18 protein-coding genes are annotated in these 25,454 nt (G+C 34.4%); 2 read left to right on the top strand and 16 right to left on the bottom strand.

The annotated features are described in order from the left end of the window. Window positions 1–53 precede the first annotated feature (53 nt). The 14 genes from sprA to FDM27_RS00025 form a co-directional block, all read right to left on the bottom strand. Window positions 54–7,271 (bottom strand): cell surface protein SprA, encoded by a 7,218-nt coding sequence (gene sprA / locus FDM27_RS00090; RefSeq protein WP_140484724.1) that lies wholly within the window; start codon window positions 7,269–7,271, stop codon window positions 54–56. A 21-nt stretch (window positions 7,272–7,292) separates the two neighbouring features. Next, window positions 7,293–7,874, bottom strand: coding sequence for a Holliday junction branch migration protein RuvA (gene ruvA, locus FDM27_RS00085; protein WP_140484723.1), 582 nt, complete (start codon window positions 7,872–7,874; stop codon window positions 7,293–7,295). Between the two features lie 216 nt (window positions 7,875–8,090). Next, the gene (locus FDM27_RS00080) at window positions 8,091–8,525 is read right to left on the bottom strand and encodes a CBS domain-containing protein (RefSeq protein WP_071184737.1); all 435 of its coding nucleotides are present in this window, start codon (window positions 8,523–8,525) and stop codon (window positions 8,091–8,093) included. An 85-nt stretch (window positions 8,526–8,610) separates the two neighbouring features. Beyond that, on the bottom strand, window positions 8,611–9,552 hold the full coding sequence (queG, locus tag FDM27_RS00075; RefSeq protein ID WP_140484722.1) for a tRNA epoxyqueuosine(34) reductase QueG: 942 nt from the start codon (window positions 9,550–9,552) through the stop codon (window positions 8,611–8,613). A 2-nt stretch (window positions 9,553–9,554) separates the two neighbouring features. Beyond that, window positions 9,555–9,908: a four helix bundle protein gene (locus FDM27_RS00070; protein ID WP_071184735.1), complete on the bottom strand. Its 354-nt coding sequence runs from the start codon at window positions 9,906–9,908 to the stop codon at window positions 9,555–9,557. Window positions 9,909–10,006: 98 nt separating this feature from the next. Beyond that, window positions 10,007–11,029, bottom strand: a complete 1,023-nt coding sequence (ruvB, locus tag FDM27_RS00065; RefSeq protein WP_071186244.1) for a Holliday junction branch migration DNA helicase RuvB — start codon at window positions 11,027–11,029, stop codon at window positions 10,007–10,009. A 165-nt stretch (window positions 11,030–11,194) separates the two neighbouring features. After that, window positions 11,195–12,991 (bottom strand): cbb3-type cytochrome c oxidase subunit I, encoded by a 1,797-nt coding sequence (locus FDM27_RS00060; protein ID WP_071184734.1) that lies wholly within the window; start codon window positions 12,989–12,991, stop codon window positions 11,195–11,197. A 28-nt stretch (window positions 12,992–13,019) separates the two neighbouring features. Next, window positions 13,020–14,168: a cytochrome c oxidase subunit II gene (locus FDM27_RS00055; protein ID WP_140484721.1), complete on the bottom strand. Its 1,149-nt coding sequence runs from the start codon at window positions 14,166–14,168 to the stop codon at window positions 13,020–13,022. 19 nt (window positions 14,169–14,187) lie between these two features. After that, window positions 14,188–15,579, bottom strand: a complete 1,392-nt coding sequence (locus FDM27_RS00050; protein WP_140484720.1) for a quinol:cytochrome C oxidoreductase — start codon at window positions 15,577–15,579, stop codon at window positions 14,188–14,190. A 27-nt stretch (window positions 15,580–15,606) separates the two neighbouring features. After that, entirely contained in the window at window positions 15,607–16,152 is a 546-nt protein-coding gene (locus FDM27_RS00045; protein WP_071184731.1) for a c-type cytochrome, read from the bottom strand. A gap of 7 nt (window positions 16,153–16,159) precedes the next feature. After that, a complete protein-coding gene (locus FDM27_RS00040) occupies window positions 16,160–16,687 on the bottom strand; it encodes a DUF3341 domain-containing protein (RefSeq protein ID WP_140484719.1) in 528 nt (175 codons plus the stop codon). Continuing rightward, a complete protein-coding gene (nrfD, locus tag FDM27_RS00035) occupies window positions 16,680–18,083 on the bottom strand; it encodes an NrfD/PsrC family molybdoenzyme membrane anchor subunit (protein WP_071184729.1) in 1,404 nt (467 codons plus the stop codon). Before nrfD ends, FDM27_RS00040 begins: the two co-directional genes overlap by 8 nt. 30 nt (window positions 18,084–18,113) lie before the next feature. Continuing rightward, on the bottom strand, window positions 18,114–21,167 hold the full coding sequence (locus tag FDM27_RS00030; protein WP_140484718.1) for a TAT-variant-translocated molybdopterin oxidoreductase: 3,054 nt from the start codon (window positions 21,165–21,167) through the stop codon (window positions 18,114–18,116). Window positions 21,168–21,199: 32 nt separating this feature from the next. Then, entirely contained in the window at window positions 21,200–22,531 is a 1,332-nt protein-coding gene (locus FDM27_RS00025; RefSeq protein WP_071184727.1) for a c-type cytochrome, read from the bottom strand. Between the two features lie 217 nt (window positions 22,532–22,748). On the opposite strand from FDM27_RS00025, the gene FDM27_RS00020 reads away from it, so the two are divergent. Both FDM27_RS00020 and FDM27_RS00015 read left to right on the top strand, forming a co-directional pair. Further along, window positions 22,749–23,138 (top strand): SPOR domain-containing protein, encoded by a 390-nt coding sequence (locus FDM27_RS00020; RefSeq protein WP_071184726.1) that lies wholly within the window; start codon window positions 22,749–22,751, stop codon window positions 23,136–23,138. A gap of 265 nt (window positions 23,139–23,403) precedes the next feature. Further along, complete coding sequence (locus tag FDM27_RS00015) at window positions 23,404–23,769, top strand: helix-turn-helix domain-containing protein (RefSeq protein ID WP_140484717.1); 366 nt, start codon at window positions 23,404–23,406, stop codon at window positions 23,767–23,769. A 145-nt stretch (window positions 23,770–23,914) separates the two neighbouring features. On the opposite strand, the gene FDM27_RS00010 is transcribed toward FDM27_RS00015, so the two are convergent. Then, window positions 23,915–24,391 (bottom strand): hypothetical protein, encoded by a 477-nt coding sequence (locus FDM27_RS00010; RefSeq protein ID WP_140484716.1) that lies wholly within the window; start codon window positions 24,389–24,391, stop codon window positions 23,915–23,917. Window positions 24,392–24,514: 123 nt separating this feature from the next. Continuing rightward, entirely contained in the window at window positions 24,515–25,336 is an 822-nt protein-coding gene (locus FDM27_RS00005) for an RHS repeat-associated core domain-containing protein (protein WP_140484715.1), read from the bottom strand. Between the last annotated feature and the right edge of the window lie 118 nt (window positions 25,337–25,454).

The raw sequence follows: 25,454 nt of genomic DNA, 5'->3' as shown, positions 1-25,454 counted from the left end.
TATTTTTTGGCAAATGTAACAATCTTCAAATTAAATCTTTTGCCATTTTAAAATTAATTCCCAAAATTATATCGAAGTGTAAATCCGGATCGAATATTAGTTATAGGGAAAGATGTTGAAATTACAGCCTTAGAAAACGAATGATCGTAATAGAAAATAGCTGTTAGATTTTTACTAAACGAATAATCAGCCGTTACTTTTAAAGACCATAAATTTTGCCCACCAGCCAATTGATTATTATCATAATCCAAATAACGCACAATAGTTTGGTTGTTTCTATATGACAAATCGGCTTTAAGATTAATATCTCCTTTAATAACCCCGGTAGGATTATCAGCCAGTCTTGAAGAAAAAACCACGTTTTTAAATCGATACCCTAATCCCACAATGTATTCCACCCCTTTTACTTCGGTCAATAAATTATTATCAAAACTCATCGATAAAGCACGGTCTTTTTTAATCTCTGTCAAGACTTTTAACGAATTTTTCAATTCAAAATCCATTCGAAGAAGAGGACTAAATTGTTCCACTAAATTCACATTAGACATAATGGTTTTATTATAAAAATTACCATTATCATCTGTTCCGTTTGGATCTTTATCATAATCAAAATTAGAACGGTATTGATTAATTGTATAAGAAGCCCTGTAACTATGCTGCAAAGAGAATCGTCTGAAGGTTTTTTTAAACATATCATAACGCATCAAACCATTGTATTTTACCGTCCAGTTAGGAATAGGAAAATTTCTAAAAATGCTTGTAGAAACATTTGAAGCATCGGCTCCGGAATAAGCAGCTACAAAAGCCGGCAACAATACCGCCTGATTACTTTTCCCAAAACCTATCGGAAATCCATCATTACTAATAATTCTTTTTCGTTCAGGATTATTAGGATTTGCTAAATCGGTTTCCGGAGCAGTTGTATTCTCCGCCGGAAGTGCTGCCGCATCGTACCTAGGTACAATACTACCATAACGTTCGGCTGCCAATTGATTTGCAACTAAAAGTCTATTGGATCTAAAATCGTCAAAAGCTGCCGAAATACTCTCATCACTTTGAGAAAAAGCAGTCTTAATCAAAATTGTAGATATAGAAAACATTCCGTAATTATAAGGTGAACGCGAATTATAAGTTCCATCAGCCGACACATCATATTGCTCTGAATAATTTTCAGAAAAAGATCGATCCATCGTCAAATCAATTTTAAAATCAGGAAACAAATCCACATTAGCCGTAGCACGCAAAACTTTGTTACTTACCTGAGTATAATTTTGATTAAACTCCTGATAATTGGTCAGCCAACCATTTTTAGCTGCTTCATAACGCACATCATCCTGACTACCAAAAATAAATCCTAATGATGGTCTTGAAGAACCTAAAAACCCTATACTTGGCATATAACCCGGCAACATAGTACCACTATTTTCAGTATAATTAATCTGAACGTTCTTAACGCTGGTCAAAACCCCCAACAATCCATCAACAAACGGACTAGACTGAGCCTGTTGCTTCACCGGAGTACTCGTAATTTTTTGACCCGGTCTAGGAGCAACAGTAGGTCTGGCTGCTACTTTTGGTTTTTTGGACAAACCTAAATACTTATACAACATATCCATATTAAAACTAGCATTCAAAGTATTAGTACGTGCGTTTTGAACTGTATTTCCTAAATTAAACCCCGTACCATCCACTACTATTTCAGATAAGGCATTAGCCGATTTTTGCCAACTATAATCCCCTGTATAAGTATAATTTGCTTTTACAAAACCAAACAATGGTATTTTATTAATAGGAATATCATAGTTCACAATAAGCTGCTGCGTATGACGGTTAGGATCACCTATATCCCAGTAACTATCCCAAATAGAAAAACTATCGATAGGCTGATCGTCCTGATCCAGATAATTTTTCACCAAATTATTAGTAGAAGCCGCATAACTAAATTTCAAAGATTTTGTCAAATTATAATTGAATCCATAGTTATAATTAAAACCGAAATTTCTACGATACAAAGGATTCAACTCAAGACCTGGCACATTATCTACCTGTCTAAACTGCTGACGATTGTATTGCCTGTTAATATTGGTATTAAAGGTGATATTTGATGGTAAAAAATTAAAATTAAAATCACTCAATAATTTCCAATACGAACTTTTCTTCATGAATTTCGTTTTCTTAAAAGGCTCCACCGCTTTATTATCAAATGTGTAAGCATAATCAACTGAAGTACTGGCCTGCTGATCCAGATAATCTTCAACCTCATAATCATGATGTTCTACTTTATTAAACGATTGAGAAAAAGTAAAATTCTCCGGATCATAAATATGTGGTTTTTGCTCTGCCGCTCTTTGTTTTCTCACTCCAATAAAATTAATACTGGTACGCTTAGTATAATCAATCGCACGATTTCTCAAATTAGCTCTTGTATCAGCATCAGCAGTATTCTTTAAAAGCTCCTTTAATTTAATATCCTGATTAAAAGGGTCGTATTCCGGCTTAATTGTTTCCTCACCTACACTGTAATTAAAAGGTAAATTAATACCCCATTTATTAGGCAATAGTTTCCCCAGATTCAGATTAGTCACAATATTATACTGCTGAATATCTTCTCGACTTCTTTCATTTGGACCTTGTTCAATAGTTCCAAAACCTACAGTACTCATTTTTCCGGTTGCAGAAATAGTTGCAAAATCAGCAAAGTTTGTATCCACATTCAGCACAGCAGCCATACCACCGCGATTGTCCATTTCGGCCAAACGAAGTTCGTTAAACCAAACTTCTCCTTTAATTTTCTGATGAGGCTCGTTACTCTTTATCCCAACCATCAAAGTACGCACCAAACCAAAATTAGGATTTCCTTTAATACCTAATCGCAGTTTATTGATTTTACTTGCCAAACTTCCGTCTAATTCGTCCTCATTTTTATAATAAATTCCATCCAATGGCAGCGTACTGGCGTCAACTGACATGGCTTCTACTTTTAATTGGGTCAACAATGCTAATGACAAATCGATTTCATTGGCCTCCGGCCAAACATCATCGGCAGTGTATTTACAAACACCATCTGTTGTTTCGGTAACCTTTAACGGAATCTCTATTTGATAAAAATTTTGTGTAAAATCATTTCCAAAACGTATAAAACCTACCATTTGATTATCTTGTAATAGCATTTCATTCTTCAACGATTCGGCATGTAAAAACATTTTCAGTTTTTTAAACTGACGCATATCCACGCTTACATTTTTAAATACAGCTCTTGAATCGTTCGGTTCCAAACCTTCTCCGGCAACTCTTAAAGATAATGATTGCTCATTTTGATTAATCAGGGTATTATTATTATACAACTGTTCTCTTTGAACCCCCGGAGGTGTAATATAATTTACAGGACATCTGGTGTCGTTTTCCTGAACATTAACCGCAATAACATCTAACTCCGTATTATCATCGCCAACATTAGTATCAGCAGGATCTAATGTTGTAGTATATCTTCTCCATTCTCCACGAACTAAATCCAAAGCTCCAAAACGCATCGTTACTTCATCCTCAAATCCTGTCATAAACATTCGCATAAAACGAATGGATCTAAAATCTTCAATACTACCTATTTTATTTTCAGGCTGTGAAACAGGAATTTTAAACTGAATCCATCGCGCTGCAGTTGTTGCTCCGTTAGGTAATGTCACATCAGCCTCTCTAACATCCGTAACATAATTCTCCCCAATTTGCATATTAGGTTTCATATCAATGCTGTACTCATAATACGCATTAATCGTATTCATCGTATTATCTCTGTTCACATCCTCAACATCAGGAAATGTTGTTGCCCCACGGTTAGGATCGTTTATATCAACCGCAGAGTTACCATCAACTCCGTTATAATTTTTATAACGCTCTTTTACGCCACCATTAGAGTTAAGGTAAAAAGTGTAATCATCGGCTGCCGGATCCGGTTCTGAGGCGAAATTATCATAAACAGCAGTCTCAGCATTATTAGACAAACCATCTAATCCAACATCTTGATTCCTTCTGTTTTGAGTATCAGCATCAAATGTATAAATCAAAGATTGCGATGCAGGAACATCTCCCCAAATTGGTCTTGGATTCACCAAAACCTGATCTGGACCTAATCCGTTTTCATATTGTTTTCGACCATCTTTTAATATATCCTCTGATATTTCTCCTAAGTTAAAATAGACCTTACCTGTATTAGTCGCTTCTGATTTTCCATTACCCACATAAGGATCTAAGACCCAAAACTGAATGTACTCGACATTTCCCTGCTCAAAATTAGTTGAGCTTATTGAACGCATAATTCCTCCAAAATTTTCTTTTGGATTCAAATTAAAACTCGAATTATTGTTATACGGCCCTCTCTCAGACGGGTAATATGTTAAGTCCAAAGTATTAATTACCTGAGTTTGTCCTTGAGCAATGTCTAATGTTGGATACAACTCTTTGCTATAAATTCTTCTGGTAGAGTTCAACGAAATATCGTCATTCGATATTCCCGATGGTCGCTGCACATAAAAAATCGGATCAATAGTGTACCAGGCCAATTTGGATCTTTTATGTCCATAAGACAAATCATTAGCTTTAGCATTAAAATTATAAGCACTATTTGTATTTTCTTCAGGCGTTGATGCTAAACTCCAGGCATAAGCCGAACGCATATCGATAGTAGATTGCGAACCTTCAAAATCATCTACATAAAGAGTGGATTCGCCATTAAATTGATCTGCTTTTGGAGTATCCGGTTTTAAGAATGCTATTTCTCCCCTTATGGACAAATTCGACGGAACATCAGTATCAACATTAGGAAGCATATTGGCTAATCTTGTAAAAAACGGAACCTCAGTTGAAAAATTAGTATTAAATCCAAAAATGGTATTATTAACCGATTCCTGTCCGTAATTTGATTTTTGTGTAAATGGTCTCTCAGTCATTTTCAAAAAAGTACCGCCTAAGGTAAATTTATCCGAAAATTTATGCTCTACATTCACTCCCATAAATCTTCGGGTTTGTTGACCAAAAATGGAATTATTTTCAAGCGAAACATTAATAGGCGTATTTGATGCCTGCAACGACGGATCTAAAATTTGAACCCTTCCTAATTGATAATTCACACTATAATCCACACCCTCGACTAAAATTCTACCACCGGCAGTAACCACAACTGAACCTTGCGGCACATTGAACGCTCCAATTGGAATTCCGTCACCAGCTGAGGATTTATATCTTCCTCTCAGCAAGAACTTATTCTTTTCGCTGTCCTGCAATGCTCCGGACTGTGTGTTTCGATACATACTTCTAAACACATATTTAGCCTGATTAGCATTGTAAGTAGTCGAATTATTATAATCTTCGCCTGAATTTGGATTGGCTAATTTTGAAAACAACAATTCTCCAAATGGTTCTTTAGTGGTAAAAATAATTCGTCCGTTTTGACTATCCATTGTTAAGCCCGGAACAAAATCAAAGAAACCATCCCCACCTAACTGACGATCGTTATTATAATTTAATTTATCCAAATTAAAAACATTCAACAATGGTGTTTCGGCCACTTTGTTTTCCAGCGATGGATTTGACGGAAAAGAACTTCCTGCCACCGGAGAAATATAATTTAATGGTGATGGATCCGTAAAAAGGATATTGAATCTAAAATCTTCCTGTTTGATTTGATAAGCCCCCGGAATTTGATAAATATTTTTCATCATCAAGTTCCAAACCGGATTCTTTACATTCGTCAAATTACTTTTCAGCATTTTCAAAATTAAACTTTGCGTAATAACTGCCTGAGTCGATTGTGGAGTTCCTGTAACCAATGTTGCATCAACACCATCGTTACCAAATTCCCCAACCTGATACACCTGATCTCCTATGGTATATTCATAAGCTACAGCCAAAATCTCATCATTAGACAATCTTTGCTGTAGTGAAATATAACCCAACTGCGGATGATAAGTAAATTCATTGGAGGTTAACTTTCGGGCATTTTCAAGTTTCGAATAATCCTGTCCTTCTATTACAGTAGCGTTAAATCCGGAACTGGAGGTTGCCATTTCACGGATATTAGAATTCAACAAGCCACCACCTGTTTGAATTTGGGCAGGATTGTATTTATTATTAGAGTTATCCGAAGGCGAATCGGCAGGATTATTAAACATTCCTGTAGAAGGATCTAAAACCACCAGTTCACTGTCTGCCAATCCAGTCAGTTGAGATTCTCCTAAATCCTGAAGCGCAATAACATTTCTAAGATTATTAGAAGTGGTATTCAAACGTGTTTGTTTATTAGTTACCCACACTTCAATTCGGGTTATTTGCACCCTACTGTCTATAAAAGGATAACTTTTTAATGCAGCATCATATTTGTTTCTAAAATATTGCGAAAGAAAAAAGTGCCTGTCATTGTCATAATCCAAAGCAAAAATATCAAAATCCTGAACGGTTCCTCCATTTTGAGAAACCACTGTTTTTGTTTGTGATTTTTGTTCAGAATACACCCCCGTAACCATGGTTTTACCAAATTGCAATTGGGCTTTGACCCCAAACAAACTCTGAGCACCTCTAATTAAAGAACTATTTAGCGGCATACTTACATTTCCAACTTCAATTTTCTGGATAATATCATCTTCAGTTGGAGCATATTCTAATTTCAATAAGTTTTGAAAAGCAAAAGTAGATTGGGTATCATAATTGGCATTTACATTCAGTCTGGTTCCTACTTTCCCCATCAAACTCATACTAATCCTCTGATCAAAATCAAAAGCTAAATTAGACCTGTTTCTGGGTGAAAACGAAGGATTATCCTGTCTGGTAAAACGCACTCCCATATCCATTTCTACAGAACCTGTAGGTTTTACATCGATGGTATTACTCCCAAAAATAGATTCAAACAATCCCGATTTCACATAATAGCGAGGTAATAAATCTTTTTTTGCCTCTTCACTTCCCTCTTTTTTCCCATCAATAGCATCCGATTTCTTTTTGAAATAATCCTTCATCGATTCTTTCAAAACTAAATTCTCGTATTCTTTAGGTGTTAAGATTAAAGGATATTTAATTGAAAATCCATTAACTGAGCTGGTATAAATATAACGATCGGTTTTAGGATCATAAGTATATGCCGAAAGGATACTCTTAGGGTCTTTAATTTCAATCTTACCCAAGGAATATCCTCTTTTTGTTGTATCCTGAACTGGTTCATTTACTTGAGCTAGTGATACAAAACCACACAATAAAACCGCCAAAAAAATACAGATTTTATACATACAATTGGTTTTTGCTGTGTCTTATAAGCTTTTTAATGCTTGTTTGATAATCGATTCTACAGATGCCTCCGGATTCTCCTTTATTATTTTATCGATAAGCTTTTCTGAAGATTTTCTAACAAATCCTAAAACCTCTAATGCAGATAACGCTTCATCTCTGCTTGTATTGCTTTGTACAACCGAAACTTCATCCAAATCATACAATTTCAACACCTTATCTTTTAAATCTAAGATTACCCTCTGTGCTGTTTTACTTCCAATTCCTTTTATAGACTGAACGGTACTAACATCACCGGATGCTATTGCATTGATAATTTGTTTTGGATCTAATGACGACAACATGGTTCTTGCAATACCTGCACCTATACCCGAGACCGAAATCAATAATTTAAAAATCTCTCTTTCTGATTTCTCTACAAAACCAAATATAGTATGCGCATCTTCTTTGATTTGAAGATGGGTAAACACTTTTATAAAATCAGAAACAGGAAGCAAGGAATAAGTATGTAATGATATATGAACCTCATAACCAACTCCTCCACAATCGATAACAATTTGTGTAGGCGATTTTTCTACTAACTTCCCCTGTAAATGTGCAATCATCCGGTATTTTTTGTAAAATATATTTTTAAATTTCGCTCACTAATTAACTGCTTTTCACCTTTAACAGTTATAGCAGTTTTATCTTATATACAAAGATAGAAGTCTTGACGTAAAAAGTTAACATTTTCATAATTCTTTTATAAAAAACTAAAGATTGATAACATAAAAAAAGCCACAAAATTGTGGCTAAAACATCTTTATTTGCAAAATTTAAAACTAAACCTGACCTCCATTAATATAAGAATCCAATAAGTGAATTGTTTCTTTTTGTTTTTCAATTATCACTTTTACAACATCCCCAATAGAAATCAGTCCTATAACTTTATTTTCATCCACCACAGGAAGATGTCGTATCTTATTAGAACTCATCAATTCCATACAATAATCTAAATCATCTGTAGGCTTAACAGTAATCACTTTACTTACCATTATTTCCTGAACCAAAGTACTCTTGGAAGATTTTCCTTTAAGAACAATCTTTCGCGCATAATCTCTCTCAGACAAAATACCTTTTAACAAATCATCTTCAATAACGAGTATTGCACCTATGTTTTTCTCACCCATTATCTTAACAGCATCATAAACGCTAATAGTCGAAACAATTGAATACACAGTATCCCCTTTCGTGCTTAATATTTGATTTACAGTCATATTGAAAATATTTTAGAATAATAAATTTAAAAAAAATCACCGAAAAACAGCTCATAAATAATTTAAAATTTAGGCACTAATTTTCTCATTTCTTCAAAAAATTAACATTTCTACTCAATCCCTGAAACTTAGTTCGCTTAACAGCCGATTCTTTAAAAACAATTTTAAAGGTTTCTTCGGTCATTTCTTCCCAATCTTTTTTGGTCATCGAAAGCAGAGCCGGATTGGAATTAAACAAAGGTTCGTTATGACTTTTAGAAAATCGGTTCCACGGACAAACATCCTGACAGGTATCACATCCAAATACCCAATCATCAAAATATCCTTTCATTTCCAAAGGAATATTTTCTTTTAATTCAATTGTAAAGTACGAAATACATTTGCTCCCATCAACAACATAAGGAGCAATAATAGCCTGCGTGGGGCAAGCATCAATACAGGCAGTACAACTTCCACAATGATCAGTTGTAGGATTATCATATTCCAAATCCAAATCTATAATTAATTCAGCTATAAAATAAAAAGAACCTACTTTTTGGGTCAATAGATTACTGTTTTTCCCTATCCATCCCAAACCACTTTTGGCAGCCCAAGCCTTGTCTAAAACTGGCGCAGAATCAACAAAAACACGACCTGAAACTTCTCCAATATTTTCTTGAATGGAGAAAAGTAATTCTTTTAATTTTTCCTTTATAACAAAATGGTAATCCTTTCCGTAAGCATATTTAGAAATCTTATACGAATCCTGAACTTGTTCTTTTTCGGGATAATAATTCAATAAAAGTGACACTACACTTTTAGCATCATCAACCAATAAAGTAGGATTGAGTCGCTTGTCAAAATTATTCTCCATATAGCTCATCTTCCCATTGAGGTTTTTATTCAACCAATTTTCTAATCGAGGCGCTTCTTCTTCCAGAAAACCCGCTTTAGATATTCCACAAGACAAAAATCCGAGGCGTTTGGCTTCGGATTTGATGAATGATGTATAGCGGGAAGCCTGAAGCTGGGAGTTGGAAGAAGCCATTATTATTTCAATTTCGTTTTAAAAGCAATAGTCATATTCATCAAATTAAACGAATCGTTATATAATTTATCAAAAACTTCATTGCTAATATAACCTCTTCTTTTTGCTTTATACAAACAAGTAACAACTTCAGCTAAGGATCGAACAGAATAACCTAAAAACCTACTAAATTCGGGATTCGACTGTTCAATAGCCCCTTCTGAAATATTTAAAGCTATAGAATCTGAAGCTCTTAACATTTGAGACGAAAGATTATACATTTCGTGCTTAGGGAAGTCTTTTATAACAAAATTAATCTCTTCTCCAAAATCCATAGACTTCTGCCAGATAATTAATTTTTCGAATTTAAAACTCATGATTTTATATTTTTTTGTTGGCAGTAGGGAGTTAGAAGTTTAAAAGAGGAGTTTCTTAATTGTGGATTACTTCCAACTCCCTACTTCCCTCTTCCCCCCTAAAATAATCCTCCCTGAATATTAGTTCTAACTTTTCCTAAATGTTTATAGGCTTTCTCGGTAACTTCACGTCCGCGTGGAGTACGCATAATAAAACCTTCCTGAATTAAAAAAGGCTCGTAAACTTCTTCGATAGTTTCACTACTTTCGGAAACAGCAGTTGCCAAAGTACTCAATCCTACAGGCCCACCTTTGAATTTATCAATTATGGTATTCAGTATTTTATTATCCATTTCGTCCAAACCATGAGCATCAACATGCAGTGCTTTTAAGGCATATTTTGAAATTTCAATATCAATAGTTCCGTTTCCTTTTATTTGAGCAAAATCACGAACTCTTCTCAACAAAGCATTTGCAATCCTTGGTGTTCCTCTGCTTCTTCCTGCAATTTCTATAGCGGCTTCCATAGAAATAGGCATTTTTAATATGGAAGCACTTCTTTGCACAATGGTAGTCAACAATTCAACTGTATAATATTGCAATCTGGAAGAAATACCAAAACGAGCTCGCATAGGCGCTGTTAAAAGTCCTGAACGGGTTGTAGCACCAATTAAGGTAAATGGATTTAAATTGATTTGAACTGTTCGGGCATTAGGCCCGGATTCTATCATAATATCAATCTTAAAATCCTCCATAGCCGAATACAAATATTCTTCAACTACAGGACTCAAACGATGGATTTCATCAATAAACAAAACATCTCTTTCTTCGAGATTAGTCAACAAACCAGCTAAATCGCCCGGTTTATCCAGCACAGGACCCGAAGTTATTTTGATTCCTACACCCAATTCATTAGCTAAAATATTTGCCAATGTTGTTTTCCCAAGTCCCGGAGGTCCATGGAACAAAGCATGATCTAAGGCTTCATTTCGTTGATTTGCAGCTGCAACAAAAACTTTAAGATTTTCCAAAACCTGATCTTGTCCTGCAAAATCATCAAAAGTAAGAGGTCTTAATCTTTTTTCAAGATCAAGTTCTTCTGAATTAAAGCGTTTGTTTGTTGGGTCTAAATTTTCATTCATGTAACAAAGATAGACAAAGTAATCAGTTTCTAAAACAGTTAAATTCCAAATTAAAAATCCCAAATCCCAATATAAGACTATACATCATTGGGATTTAAAATATTGGGAATTACTTTTTTTGATTAACAAAAAAAAGACCCTCTTTTCAGAAGGTCTTTATAATATTTAGTGGTGTAAAACTGATTCACCTGGTTTCATTGGAACCGTTTGAGGAACAAAATCTTCTTCGTGTTCAGGGTTACTGTAATCGTAAGCCCATCTATGAACTTCAGGAATTTCTCCTGGCCAGTTACCGTGAATGTGTTCTACCGGAGTAGTCCATTCTAATGTAGTAGATTTCCATGGATTTTGCTCTGCTTTTTTACCGTAGAAGATACTGCTAAAGAAGTTGTACAAGAATACTAATTGGAAAGCTCCACCAACTAATGCAAATGTTGTAATTAATACATTAACATTTTGCAAATCGTCAAATAACGGGAAGTTAGTGTTTGTATAGTAACGTCTTGGTAAACCTGCTAATCCAATAAAGTGCATTGGGAAGAAAACTCCATAAGCACATACTGCAGTAATCCAAAAGTGAACGTAACCTAAATTTTTATTTAACATTCTACCATACATTTTAGGGAACCAGTGGTAAATACCAGCAAACATTCCGTAAAGTGCAGAGATACCCATTACTAAGTGAAAGTGAGCAATTACAAAGTAAGTATCGTGAACGTTAATATCTAATGTACTATCTCCTAAAATGATTCCTGTTAAACCTCCTGTAATGAAAGTAGAAACCATCCCGATTGAGAACAACATAGCAGGGTTTAATTGTAAGTTACCTTTCCACAAAGTTGTAATCCAGTTGAACGCTTTTACAGCAGATGGAATTGCAATTAATAAAGTAGTAAATGTAAATACAGAACCTAAGAAAGGATTCATACCTGAGATAAACATGTGGTGACCCCATACAATTGTAGATAAAAATGCAATTGCAAGAACTGACATAATCATCGCTCTGTAACCAAAGATTGGTTTACGAGAATTGGTCGCCATAATTTCAGATACAAGACCCATTGCAGGCAAGATTACGATATAAACCTCAGGGTGACCTAAGAACCAGAATAAGTGTTCGAACAATACAGGAGAACCACCTTGGTAATGTAAAACTTCACCAGCAATATAAATATCAGATAAGAAGAATGAAGTACCAAAACTTCTATCGAAAATCAACAATAAAGCTGCAGACAATAATACCGGGAACGAAATAACACCAATAATTGCTGTCACGAAGAATGTCCAGATAGTAAGAGGAAGTCTTGTCATAGACATTCCTTTAGTTCTTAAGTTGATTACAGTTACGATGTAATTTAAAGATCCCATCAAAGAAGAAGCAATGAATAAAGCCATCGATACTAACCAAAGAGTCATACCAGCACCTGATCCAGGAATTGCCTGCGGTAAAGCACTTAAAGGCGGATAGATTGTCCAACCTGCTGATGCAGGACCAGCTTCTACAAATAATGAACTTAACATCACTACTGCTGACAAGAAGAACAACCAGTAAGAAATCATATTCATAAATCCGGATGCCATATCTCTTGCACCAATTTGAAGCGGAATAAGCAAGTTACTAAACGTACCACTCAATCCGGCTGTCAATACAAAGAATACCATGATGGTACCGTGTATTGTAACTAAGGCAAGATAAACATCATTAGCCATTACACCTTCAGGAGCAAATTTATCACCTAATAAAACATTGAAAATTTTAAAAGACTCTTCTGGCCATGCTAATTGCATTCTAAAAAGCAAAGACATACTAATACCAATAACTCCCATAATAATACCTGTAATAAGGTATTGCTTAGCAATCATTTTGTGATCAATACTAAAAATGTATTTAGTAATGAATGTCTCTTTATGGTGGTGTTCGTGTTCGTGATCGTGAGCGTGATCGTGACCTTCTGCTGACATATATTAAACTTTAAATTTTCTTAATAAATTATTTAACAGCAACTTCATTAGCAGCTGCTAGTGTATCATTGCTTTTAGTTTCTCCTGATGCGTCATCAGCAGGTTTTTCTAATGAAGCTTTCACCTCATTAACTAAAGTAGTTTTATCTGCTAACCATTTTTTGTAATCTTCAGGTGTATCAACCACAACCTTCATTTGCATATTGTAGTGAGAAGAACCACAAATTTTATTACAAAGCAACAAATAATCAAAAGTATAAGGATCTAAACCAGGCTGACCTTTAGCAATTAAATCAAGGCTTTGCTTAGCTCTTAACTCATTGATATGAGCTACTTTTTCAATCATATAAGGCAATTCTCTATACTCAGCAGTTGTGTAAGTAGGAGTAAAAGCAAATTCAGTAACCATACCAGGTACACAGTTCATTTGTGCTCTAAAATGAGGAAAATAAGCTGAGTGTAAAACATCCTGAGAACGGAATTTGAATTGTACTTTTTTACCTTTTGGAATGTGTAATTCAGTTACAACAATATCATCCTGTGCATTAGGATCAGCTAAATCAACTCCTAAAGTATTTACACCTTCAATATATCTAACATTAGCTTTCCCAAGAACGTTATCTTCTCCAGCTAATCTGGCAGTCCATTTAAATTGTTGAGCGTATAATTCGATTACAATAGTATCCTCATCTTCATCAACAAACATAATATTAGTCCAAGCATATAATCCGTAAAGAATTAAACCGGCTAATGTAACTGCAGGAATGATACTCCATAAAGCTTCTAACTTATTGTTATCAGCAAAATATAAAGCCTTTTGATCTTTTTTACCTTTGTATTTAAAAGCAAAGTAGTGTAATAATAACTGAGTAATTGCCTGAACAACAAAAATTAAAACCCAAGTAATATTCATTAATCTGTCAACTTCTGTTCCGTGCTCAGAAGCAGGAGTATGAAGAGGTAAATTACCCCAAGTAAGCAAACCATATATAGTAAATACATATAAGAATGCTAAAAAACCAAACATCAAATATCCTTGAATATTATTGTCTTTATCATTAGCTACCTGAGAACTATCTGAAGAAGAACCCACTTGAGTAAGGTCAAATATTTTAGTCAATTGCCATAAAGCAACAGCTAATAAAACTAAAACTATAATTACCAACAAACTTGTCATCTGTTTATCTCTTTAAAAATTAATAATGGAAATGTTTACTTTCTTCGATATAAGGATTTCTTTTTGCTAATAAAGGAGTTTTAGTTAATGCTGTAAATACAGTAAAAATAAACAACCCAAGGAAGAAAAGAACTGATGAGATTTCAGGAACACCAATAAACCATTGATCTCCTACAGTACCAGGCATAATCATATTAAAGAAATCAATATAGTGACCTGCTAAAATAACAATACCAGCCATAACAATTACCCAAGTAATTCTTTTGAAATCAGTATTGATAAGAATCAATATCGGGAAAACAAAGTTCATAACAACAGCTCCAAAGAATGGAAGATTGTATAAGTTAATTCTAGTTACAAAATAAGTAATCTCCTCAGGAATGTTAGCATACCAAATCAACATAAATTGAGAGAACCATAAGTAAGTCCAAAAGATACTGATACCAAACATGAACTTAGCTAAATCATGAATATGACTTGTGTTTACATATTCTAAGTAACCTCTTGATTTTAAGTAAACAGTCACCATAGCAATCATAGTAATTCCACTTACAAAGAAACTTGCAAATACATACCATCCAAACAATGTAGAAAACCAGTGTGGATCAAATGACATAATCCAATCCCAAGACATAATAGACTCAGAAACGATAAAAAACACTAAGAATCCTGCTGATAATTTAAAGTTCTTTTTGTAGAAAGAATTATCATTAGCCTCATCTTGAGCCAAACAGTTCTTTTGAGAATAATGACGGTATAAATTCCAACCCAACAAGAAAATTGCTGCTCTTACAATCCAGAAACCAAAGTTTAAATAACCTGATTTTCCAGCAATCAATTCGTCATAATTAGCGCTTTTAGGATCAGTTACACCATCAGCTAACCAAGTGAATAAATGATTGAAGTGAAGACCACATAAAACTAATATTATAAAAAATATTACAGAACCATAAGGAAGGTAAGCTGTAATACCTTGCATAACTCTGAACAAAACCGGAGACCATCCAGCCTGTGCTACTTGTTGAATTGCATAAAACACTAAAGTTCCCATAGCAACAAGCATAAAGAAAATACAAGCAACATATAAGGCTGCCCAAGGCTTATTTTGCAATTGGTGCAAAACATGAGTCAAATGTTCTTCGTGTTCTGATGCTTCTTTAGCTTCATCAGCTTTAGCATGTTGAGAAACAGCTGCGTTAGCTTCTTCTCCATGGGCTGCTGCGTGAGCACCTCCTGCTTTAGCTTCTTCATGATGTGCTTCTCCGTGACCACCGTGAGATTCAGCAGCGAGTATTTTCTCAACTTCATGAATATCTTTTGGTGCGTTTAAAAAACCATAAGCTATTCCTAATATACCAACGGCCATTAAGATGATAGAAAAAGTTTTTAATTTACTTGAAAATGTGTACATATCTATTACGATCAGTTTGTTCAACAATTATAATTGGCTTTTAAGTTTAAGAACATAGTCAGCAATTAACCAACGTTCATGAACACTTAATTGATTGGCATGAGAACCCATTGAATTTAAACCATAAGTCTGAACGTGAAATATACTTCCTTCAGTAATTTCTCTGTCAGCATAACTAGGTACTCCCAGGAATTTCTCTCTCTCAACTAATTTTCCTTTACCATTACCAGTTGCACCATGACAACTAATACAATAGATATCGAAAAGTTCTTTTCCTTTATCAGAATTTCTATCTAATGAATCCAATGGTGATTTTAAATTTGCTTTAGCTAATTCATAACCTTCCGTAGTATTTGGATACTCATAAGGTTCAAAACCTCTGTTAATACTTCCTTCAGCAGGAAGTAAACCTTCTTTACCATCAGGAAAAGCTTTAGATTCTGAATAAGTTTCATAGCCTACTGACTCATACATATTTGGAAAATACTGATAATTCGGCTCTTTATCATTATGACATGAAGCTACTAAAATAGTTATGCCTAACAATAGTGTTATTTTATATACCCTTTTCATATCTAAATTAATTCTTTTCTATTACTTTAACTTCTACAGCACCTGTACTTTTGAAAAAAGAAACTAATTCTTCCTCATTGTCTTTAATAGCTACTTCCATTAAGAAATGATCATCAGTAGTTCTTACATCAGGATTTTCAGCTTCTTTAAAAGGCCACAATCTACTTCTCATATAAAAAGTAATAACCATTAAGTGAGCTGCAAAAAATACAGTCATCTCAAACATAATTGGCACAAAAGATGGCATATTTTGGATAAAACTAAAACTAGGTTTTCCTCCAATGTCTTGTGGCCAGTCATGAATCATAATATAACTCATCATGAAAGTGGCAACAGAAATACCAACACATCCATATAAGAATGCACAAATTGCTAATCTAGTAGGTGCTATTCCCATAGCTTTATCCAAACCATGAACCGGGAATGGAGAAAAAACATCTTCAATATGATGATGAGCTGCTCTGGTTTTCTTAACCGCATTCATCAATACATCATCGTCATTATAAATGGCGTATATTACTTTACTACTACTCATGGTGTGAATCTTTATTTGCTTCTCTTTCTCTAATGTAATTATCTCCTGTTGCTTTAAGGATTGTTTTAACCTCTGCCTGTGCAATTACAGGGAAAGTTCTTGAATACAATAAAAACAACACAAAGAAGAAACCTATTGTTCCAATGAAAATTCCAATATCTACAAATGTTGGAGAGAACATTGTCCAAGAAGACGGTAAATAATCTCTATGTAAAGAAGTTACAATGATTACAAAACGCTCAAACCACATTCCTATGTTTACAACAATCGAAATTACAAATGAAAACATGATACTTGTTCTTAACTTTTTAAACCACATAAATTGTGGAGAGAAAACATTACAAGTCATCATCGCCCAATATGCCCACCAGTAAGGTCCGGTAGCTCTGTTCAAGAACGCATATTGCTCATACTCTACTCCTGAATACCAAGCAACAAATAACTCAGTAATATAAGCCACACCTACGATAGAACCGGTAATCATAATGATAATGTTCATCAACTCGATGTGTTGTAAAGTAATGTAAGCTTCTAAGTTAGAAACTTTTCTCATAATGATAAGCAAGGTGTTAACCATCGCAAATCCTGAGAATACCGCTCCTGCAACGAAGTAAGGAGGGAAAATTGTAGTATGCCATCCCGGAATTACCGAAGTAGCAAAGTCCATAGATACAATGGTATGTACAGAAAGTACAAGAGGAGTTGCTAAACCGGCAAGTACCAAAGATACTTCTTCAAAACGTTGCCAATCTTTTACTCTACCACTCCATCCGAAACTCAAGATTGAATATACTCTTTTATTAAATGGAGTAACAGCTCTATCTCTAAGCATTGCAAAGTCAGGCAATAAACCAGTCCACCAGAAAACTAATGATACTGACAAATAGGTAGAGATTGCAAATACGTCCCAAAGTAATGGCGAGTTAAAGTTAACCCATAAAGATCCAAATTGATTTGGTATAGGTAATACCCAGTAAGCTAACCAAGGACGTCCCATGTGAATAATCGGGAACAAACCTGCTTGTACAACCGAGAAAATTGTCATCGCCTCTGCCGAACGGTTAATTGCCATTCTCCATCTTTGACGGAACAACAATAATACTGCAGAGATAAGTGTACCAGCGTGTCCAATACCTACCCACCAAACGAAGTTAGTGATATCCCAAGCCCATCCAACTGTTTTATTTAATCCCCATGTTCCAATACCTGTAGATATCGTATAAACTATACATCCTATTCCCCAAAGAAAGGCTGCTAAAGCGATTGAAAATACAATCCACCAATGTTTATTAGCCAAACCTTCGACAGGCGCTGCCACATCTACTGTTACATCGTGATAAGATTTATCACCTATAACTAAAGGCTTTCTAATACTAGAGTCGTATATATGAGACATATTCCTTTATATTGATTTTAAATTTATTTCTTAAGTGTTTCTAACTTTTACGTGATAAACCACATTTGGTTTTGTTCCAACATGCTCTAACAAGTGGTATGATCTTTCATCAGCAGCTAATTTAGCAACCTTACTTGCTTTATCATTAACATCTCCAAATATCATTGCTCCGGAAGAACAAGCTGCAGAACAAGCCGTTTGGAATTCACCATCAACTACTTCTCTACCTTCTTTCTTAGCATTTAAGATAGTGGCTTGTGTCATTTGGATACACATAGAACATTTCTCCATAACACCACGAGAACGAACATTAACATCCGGATTCAATACCATACGTCCTAAATCATCATTCATGTGGTAATCAAACTCACTGTTTTTGTTGTACAAGAACCAGTTAAAACGACGTACTTTATAAGGACAGTTGTTAGCACAGTAACGAGTACCAACACATCTGTTATAAGCCATGTGGTTTTGACCTTGACGACCGTGAGAAGTTGCAGCAACAGGACAAACTGTTTCACAAGGTGCGTGGTTACAGTGTTGACACATTACCGGTTGGAAAGCAACCTGTGGATTATCTGAAGCTTTTTCCATTTCATTGAAAGTAGAAAGCGAACTAGATAAACCTGCAATTCCTTCTTTTCTTTCGTTATCTCCTACGAAAGTTTCTTCAGAAGAATAATATCTGTCAATACGCAACCAGTGCATATCGCGGCTTCTTCTTACCTCTGATTTACCTACAACAGGCACATTGTTTTCAGCATGACAAGCAATCACACAAGCTCCACAACCTGTACAAGCATTTAAATCGATAGATAGGTTAAAGTGATGACCTACAGAACGATCAAAAGATTCCCATAAATCAACAGAAGTAGCTTCTACTTCTTTGTGATCTAATGATACTTTTGGAGTTTTGTTCCAGATTTTAGAATCTTTAGTATTGAAAATCTCTAAAGAAGTCTCTTTAATGATATCTCCTCTACCCATTAAAGTTTTTTGACCTTGAACACAAGCAAACTCATGTTCTCCGGCAGCTTTAACTAATTCAACTGATTGAACATCATTAAAACCTTTATATAAAGCGTAAGCATTTAAACCTACCTGCATTTCTTCTTTCAAAGCCGCTTTACGACCATATCCTAAAGCTAAACCTACTGTTCCAACAGCCTGACCTGGTTGAACAATAACTGGTACATTTTCTAATTTAGCCCCATCAGCAGTTGTAATTGTAGCATAACTACCGTTCAATCCACCATTAGCAACTATCTCATTAGACAAACCTAATGTTTTTGCATCAGCATTAGAAACTGTAACATAGTTATCCCAAGATACTCTTGTAATTGGATCCGGGAACTCTTGTAACCATGGGTTGTTAGCCTGTTGACCATCACCCATACCCGTTTTAGTATATAAAACTAATTCTAATCCGTTAGCTGCTTTTGATTTTGCTAATTCAGCAGCAGCACCGGCATAATCAGCCGTACCACCTGACAAAGCAACAGGAGCTCCAACAAAAATTCCATCGTGCAAAACTTTATTCCAAGTTGAACCTGCAATAAATGATGCCGAATAAGCTTTTAAATAATCGTAGTAAGTTCCGCTAAGACCATTAATAGACATCAAAACATCCTGAAACTGTTTTGTTTTAAATAATGGACGGATAGTTGGCTGTGTTAAACTATAAGTTCCTTTAGTTAGAACTAAATCTCCCCAAGCCTCTAAGTAATGAGGAACCGGAGCAGCAATAGTTGCAATAGCAGCAGTTTCATCCTCTTTAATAGATAAAGCAACAGAAGTTTTTACTTTTTTAAGACCCTCAACAAAAGAAGCTGAATCAGCCAAAGTATAAACCGGGTTCACCCCACTCATAATCAAAGTATGAACACTTCCCGCTTTCATATCATTGATTAACTGAGCCACTTGTGCATCAGAACCTTTTCTTATTTGTCTTGCACCAACAGTAGAGAAAGCTTCACTAGCTAAAACCTGATTGATAGCCAAGACTAATAATTGTGCATTTTTATCCTGAATACCTGAAACTAAAAGCCCTTTAGAACCCGCAGCTTTTAATTGCTGAGCAGCCTTAGTAACTTCAGCTTTAATTTCCGGTGATAAGTTAACCGCTACAGATGATCCTGTAATGATATTATATATAAGTACTAATGCTTGCTTTTGATTAGCAACTGACATAGGCAAACGCTTATCAGCAGCAGCACCAGACAAAGTCATATTAGCTTCTAATTGGAAATGACGGGACATTTTTCCGTTTTTAGGAATTCTTCCCTGCGCATATCCTGCATCATATCCTCCACCTTGCCAATCTCCTAAGAAATCAGCTCCTACAGAAACAATAAGAGATGCTTTTGAGAAATCATAATCTACTAAAGCTCTTTCTCCATAAACAGCTTCAAAAGCATCTAAAGCTTCAGAAGAAGAAACAGCATCATAAATTACATGTTTTGCATTTGGATTTGAACCAATAAAATCAGCAATTAATTTTTCTGTCGAAGGACTCGCTAAAGTGTTTGTTAAGAAAACCACCTGACCACCTTTAGCTTTCGCTTCAGCAATGCTTGATTTAATTTTTGAATCTACTACAGACCAAGCTGAATCTTTACCTTCAACTTTTGGTTCTTTCAAACGCATATTATCATACAATGACAATATTGAGGCATGAATTCTGGCATTTGCAGCAAATTTAGCTCCCGAAATAGTATTATTATCTATTTTAATAGGACGCCCTTCACGTGTTTTAACAAGTAGATTTGCAAAATCAAAACCATCAAAAACAGAAGTTGCATAATAATCTGCTACTCCGGGAATGATTTGCTCCGGTTGTAATACATAAGGAATCGACTTGTTCACAGGGCCTTCGCATGCTGCAAGTGTAGCTGCTGCAGTACTGAACCCAACGTACTTTAGAAAATCACGTCTTGATGTTGAAGATGACGCCATTGCATCAGCATTCCCTAAAAATTCATCCGTAGGAATTTCTTCGACAAACTCGTTATTTCTAAGCGCCTCAACAATAGAACCATTTTCTAGTTCCTCAACACTTTTCCAGTATTTTTTGTTTGATGACATTGTATATATATATTAAAATCTTAATAATTTGATTAATAGTGGCATTTTCCACATTCTAAACCTCCCATTTGTGCTTCAGTCAATTTATCCACACCATATTTCTTAGAAAGTTCTTCATGTATCTTAGTATAATACCCATTTCCTTCCATTTTAACATCAGTTTTTCTATGGCAATCAATACACCAACCCATAGTTAATGGAGCAAATTGTTTTTGAATTTCATAAGTCTCAACAGGACCGTGACATGTTTGACATTCAATTCCACCAACAGTTACGTGTTGTGAGTGATTGAAATAAACAAAATCAGGTAAATTATGGATACGAACCCATTTAACTGGCTGTGTTTTTCCAGTATATGACTGAGTTGTTTTATCCCAACCCACTGCATCGTATAATTTTTGAATTTGAGCATCATAGAAAGCTTTGCTGTATTCCGGAGTAGCCGTAGTTTCAGCAACTTCTGAAATATTCTTATGACAGTTCATACAAACATTTAAAGAAGGGATACCAGCATTTTTACTTACTCTGGCAGCAGAGTGACAATATTTACAGTTAATCTCATTATCACCAGCGTGAATTTTATGAGAATAATGTATTGGCTGAATCGGAGCATAATCTTGATCAACACCTACCTGCATGAAATAACCATACACAAAATAACCACTAGCAAGTAACAAGAAAATACAAGAAACCAATACTAAAAATTGATTTTTAACAAAAGCCTTCCATATTGGAGTACTTTCAGCCTTAGCAGCTACTTCAATTCCATTTGCTTTAGCAACTTTTCTCAAGACATTGTTTACCATAAACAACATCACTACTAAAACCACTAAAACCAACGCAAGCACTCCTAATATCATATTATTAGAGTTACCTCCACTAACATCAGTTCCCGGAGGAGTTGCAGCGCCTGTAGCAGCACCCGCAGCAGGCTCAGCTTTTGGTTCAGAAGTATATGCTATAATATTATCAATATCCTCATTAGACAACTGAGGGAAAGATGTCATTACTGCCTTATTGTTTTCTTCAAACAACTTAACCGCAGCAGCATCACCTGACTTAATCATGTCAGAACTGTTATGAATCCACTTGTAAAGCCATTCTGCATCATGTTTATCAGCAACCCCTCTCAAAGCAGGCCCTGTTGACTTAGCATCAAGCTTATGACAAGCAGCACAATTAGAATTAAAAAGCGCCTTACCTTTTACCGGATCACCACCGGCAGTAGCAGCTGCAGGAGCAGCCTCGGTTGGAGCTGCAGGAGCAGCATCTTGCGCAAATGAAGAGAAGGAAAAAGCCAGCATCATCGCTAAACTTAAAAACATTTTCCTTGAGTTCGAATTATGGTTACCCACCTTTTTCATAAAGTATAATGATTATCTACTAAAAATTGGCACAATTTTTTATACAACAATTTCATATAAAAACGTCCCTTTATTTTAAACAGCCACAAAAATACGACTTAAGAACTATTCTCAAAACCCTAAAACAACCCAAACAACAATTTATATCAATTCTAAATAAGTTTTTTATTTCACATTAAGTATATAATTAGTAATTTTACTTAAAAATCTTCACGTTATGAGAATTTTAACTATTCAAAACAGCATTTTCTACATTGCCTATCTAAGTATTTTAAGCCTAAAAGTATCCGCTCAGGAAACAAAAATTAACATTCAGCAAAATCCTAAATTCGAACAACTGCTAAGCGAAAAAAGAAAAATCAACTCCTCAATAGCTGTAAATGAACGATATAAAATTCAGGTTTTTAGTGGCGTTAGCGAAAAAGCAAAAAAGACCTTAAGCGACTGCAAACAAAATTTCACCCATTTAGACGGAACTATCGTGTTCAACACACCTAATTACAAAGTTTGGATAGGGAATTTTAAAAGCCGCATTGAAGCTGAACGAAATTTAATCGAAATCAAAAAAAGCTATCCCAACGCTTTTTTAATTAAGCCTAAAAAATAAAATTTTAACACTATTTGTTACAAAAAAAGAGTCTAATAAAGCGTCATTTTGCTTTATTAGACTCTTTTTTTTATGTGTTAAATCAAATCAAAAGTCGAAAATTAAACTCGCTTAAACTTATTGATATTACTGTCAAATAAAACTCAAAAAGCTTACATTAAAATGTAGTGGCTTACTAAAAAAAAAAAAAAAACATTCATCATAAAGTAACTTGTTAATATAACTGCGTTGCAAACGCTACGATTTGTTTTCTAATTTAAAGTAGATACTCGCCACAGGCAAGCACCAGAGTTATTTACAAACGAGGACGAGTGGGAGTGTAGTTTCGGAACTTAGAAAACAAAAAGGAATATCCCAAACCGACTTAGCCAGTCAATTGGGTATTCATAAAAATGTATTAGGAAGATACGAGAGAAACGAAGTTTTTCCCTCTATTGATATTGCCCGTAAAATTGCCGATATACTCGATGTATCTTTAGATTACCTTACTGGTAAAGAAGATGTACAGATTGATAAAAACACCAGTTCCCGTATTTTAGAAGTATCTAAATTTGAACCCGAAGACCGCAATCATATTTTTTCAGTTATTGACGCTTTTATAGCCAAAAGAAAAATTCAAAGTATTCTATAAAACACAAAAGCCACTCCGTTATGAAGTGGCTTTGTTGTTTTAACCGCGTTACAAACGCTACGATGTTTCTTTTAATCTAAGTAGGCACTCGCCTATAAGCAAGCGGCAGAATTGTTGACAAACGAACGCCAGTGGGAAAATCCCACTACCACCATAAAATCAGCTTACTAGCATTTTCAAGTTTCAATTTTTCATCTTCAGTAATATCATTATTTTCTACAATAATTTCTTTTCTATAATCATAGCAATCTTCAAATCTAGCCAATATTGTATAATCACTATCTAATATTAAAGTCTCTTTTCTCGAATCAAAACCTCTCTCATCGTAATAAACTTTATATGCATCATTATATTTTTTAAATTTTACTTTTCCTTTACTACATAGATAAAAATTTTCTATCTTCCTGTTAACATGAAAACAAGTATCTTTTTTATCAGGAGAAAAATATAAAAATTTAGTATTATCATTTTTTATGTTTGAAAAAATAAAAACATCTCCTTCTTTTTTATAAAATATCCGTTTATAATCATATGTCTTTTTACCATTTAAGTCAATAGTTAAATATTTTTCCTTAATTGTATCTTGACTAAATACATATTTTCTTAAAGAAAATCCAATCAAACTATCCTTTTCAGAATATAATTTATAATAAATATTTTTCTCTTTAATTACTTCTGTATTATTACAGGAAGAAAAAACTAATATTAATAAAATACTGATTGTACTTAATACTTTTTTTTCATTTTACTTTCTTTTAGGAGTATCCTGAACACCCACTGAATAAGTTTTCTTAACATCCTTGTTTACTTGTTTTTGGACTTCAACTGGATTGAGAACAGTTTTTAACTGCGAAATATATTCATAATATTTTTTTGCTCTTCCCTGCATATCTTCTTTTACAGCACGATGATCCTTATATCCATTAGGATTTGATTCATATTCTCTTCTATCATAATCCATTGCGCCACTAATTCCTCCTTTTTTAAGTGCAGATATTAAACCATCTAATCCCTGTATCAAGTGTAGAAATACTTCATGACCTAAAGTTTCTACCACATTAACCCCTGGATTTTCCATATCTTTATTTAAATTTATTCCGAAAGTTATACTGCTAAAAATCATTGGTCGTTCTGTTTCTCCTTCATATCCAGTATCACCTTCTACTTCATTTAAATTCAAATCATGTTTAGAATATTTTCCATCCTTATCAAAACTCAAACTTCCAATTTTATCTCCCTTTTTTGCAAAGCTTGATAAAAAACTATATCCTGCTTTGGTTTTTCCAAAGTCTACTATTCCTTTTTGAATGTTTTTATCAAGTTCTTTAAATTTAACTTGTTCCCATTCTCCAGTTTTATCATTTTTCTTCCAAAACACAATATCTTTTCCAGTTGGGTCAACAAATGATATTGGATTGTTTGCAAATGATGTATATGACGATAATGAAAAATAATTTTCACTACTAGGGTCAATATTTATCCATCTTCCAAGTGCAGGGTCATAATTTCTCGCTCCATAGTCATACAAATTCAGCTGATTCCCTCCAATACTCTCGTCCAATGTCATTAAGTTAAGCCGAAATCAAATAGTATCCTTTTGATTCTTAGTTGTTTTAGGTTTTATTCTAGATCTGTATTTACCTGATTTTCTCTCAAATGACCGATTTGGTCTTATTGGAACGAGA

Source organism: Flavobacterium sp. GSA192 (genome assembly GCF_006386525.1).
In the GTDB taxonomy this organism is placed as follows: domain Bacteria; phylum Bacteroidota; class Bacteroidia; order Flavobacteriales; family Flavobacteriaceae; genus Flavobacterium; species Flavobacterium commune.
The sequence above is the reverse complement of the archived record's forward strand: the minus strand, read 5'-3'. Positions and strand labels throughout refer to the sequence as shown.

What these genes read in the sequence shown, in the direction of transcription:
- sprA (WP_140484724.1), bottom strand. Translation starts at nt 7,271, where the DNA reads ATGTATAAAATCTGTATTTTTTTGGCGGTTTTATTGTGTGGTTTTGTA.
- queG (WP_140484722.1), bottom strand. Translation starts at nt 9,552, where the DNA reads ATGGCTTCTTCCAACTCCCAGCTTCAGGCTTCCCGCTATACATCATTC.
- FDM27_RS00050 (WP_140484720.1), bottom strand. Translation starts at nt 15,579, where the DNA reads ATGTACACATTTTCAAGTAAATTAAAAACTTTTTCTATCATCTTAATG.
- FDM27_RS00045 (WP_071184731.1), bottom strand. Translation starts at nt 16,152, where the DNA reads ATGAAAAGGGTATATAAAATAACACTATTGTTAGGCATAACTATTTTA.
- FDM27_RS00030 (WP_140484718.1), bottom strand. Translation starts at nt 21,167, where the DNA reads ATGTCATCAAACAAAAAATACTGGAAAAGTGTTGAGGAACTAGAAAAT.
- FDM27_RS00005 (WP_140484715.1), bottom strand. Translation starts at nt 25,336, where the DNA reads ATGACATTGGACGAGAGTATTGGAGGGAATCAGCTGAATTTGTATGAC.
- FDM27_RS00020 (WP_071184726.1), top strand. Translation starts at nt 22,749, where the DNA reads ATGAGAATTTTAACTATTCAAAACAGCATTTTCTACATTGCCTATCTA.
- FDM27_RS00040 (WP_140484719.1), bottom strand. Translation starts at nt 16,687, where the DNA reads ATGAGTAGTAGTAAAGTAATATACGCCATTTATAATGACGATGATGTA.
- ruvA (WP_140484723.1), bottom strand. Translation starts at nt 7,874, where the DNA reads ATGATTGCACATTTACAGGGGAAGTTAGTAGAAAAATCGCCTACACAA.
- FDM27_RS00060 (WP_071184734.1), bottom strand. Translation starts at nt 12,991, where the DNA reads ATGTCAGCAGAAGGTCACGATCACGCTCACGATCACGAACACGAACAC.
- FDM27_RS00055 (WP_140484721.1), bottom strand. Translation starts at nt 14,168, where the DNA reads ATGACAAGTTTGTTGGTAATTATAGTTTTAGTTTTATTAGCTGTTGCT.
- FDM27_RS00070 (WP_071184735.1), bottom strand. Translation starts at nt 9,908, where the DNA reads ATGAGTTTTAAATTCGAAAAATTAATTATCTGGCAGAAGTCTATGGAT.
- ruvB (WP_071186244.1), bottom strand. Translation starts at nt 11,029, where the DNA reads ATGAATGAAAATTTAGACCCAACAAACAAACGCTTTAATTCAGAAGAA.
- FDM27_RS00025 (WP_071184727.1), bottom strand. Translation starts at nt 22,531, where the DNA reads ATGAAAAAGGTGGGTAACCATAATTCGAACTCAAGGAAAATGTTTTTA.
- nrfD (WP_071184729.1), bottom strand. Translation starts at nt 18,083, where the DNA reads ATGTCTCATATATACGACTCTAGTATTAGAAAGCCTTTAGTTATAGGT.
- FDM27_RS00080 (WP_071184737.1), bottom strand. Translation starts at nt 8,525, where the DNA reads ATGACTGTAAATCAAATATTAAGCACGAAAGGGGATACTGTGTATTCA.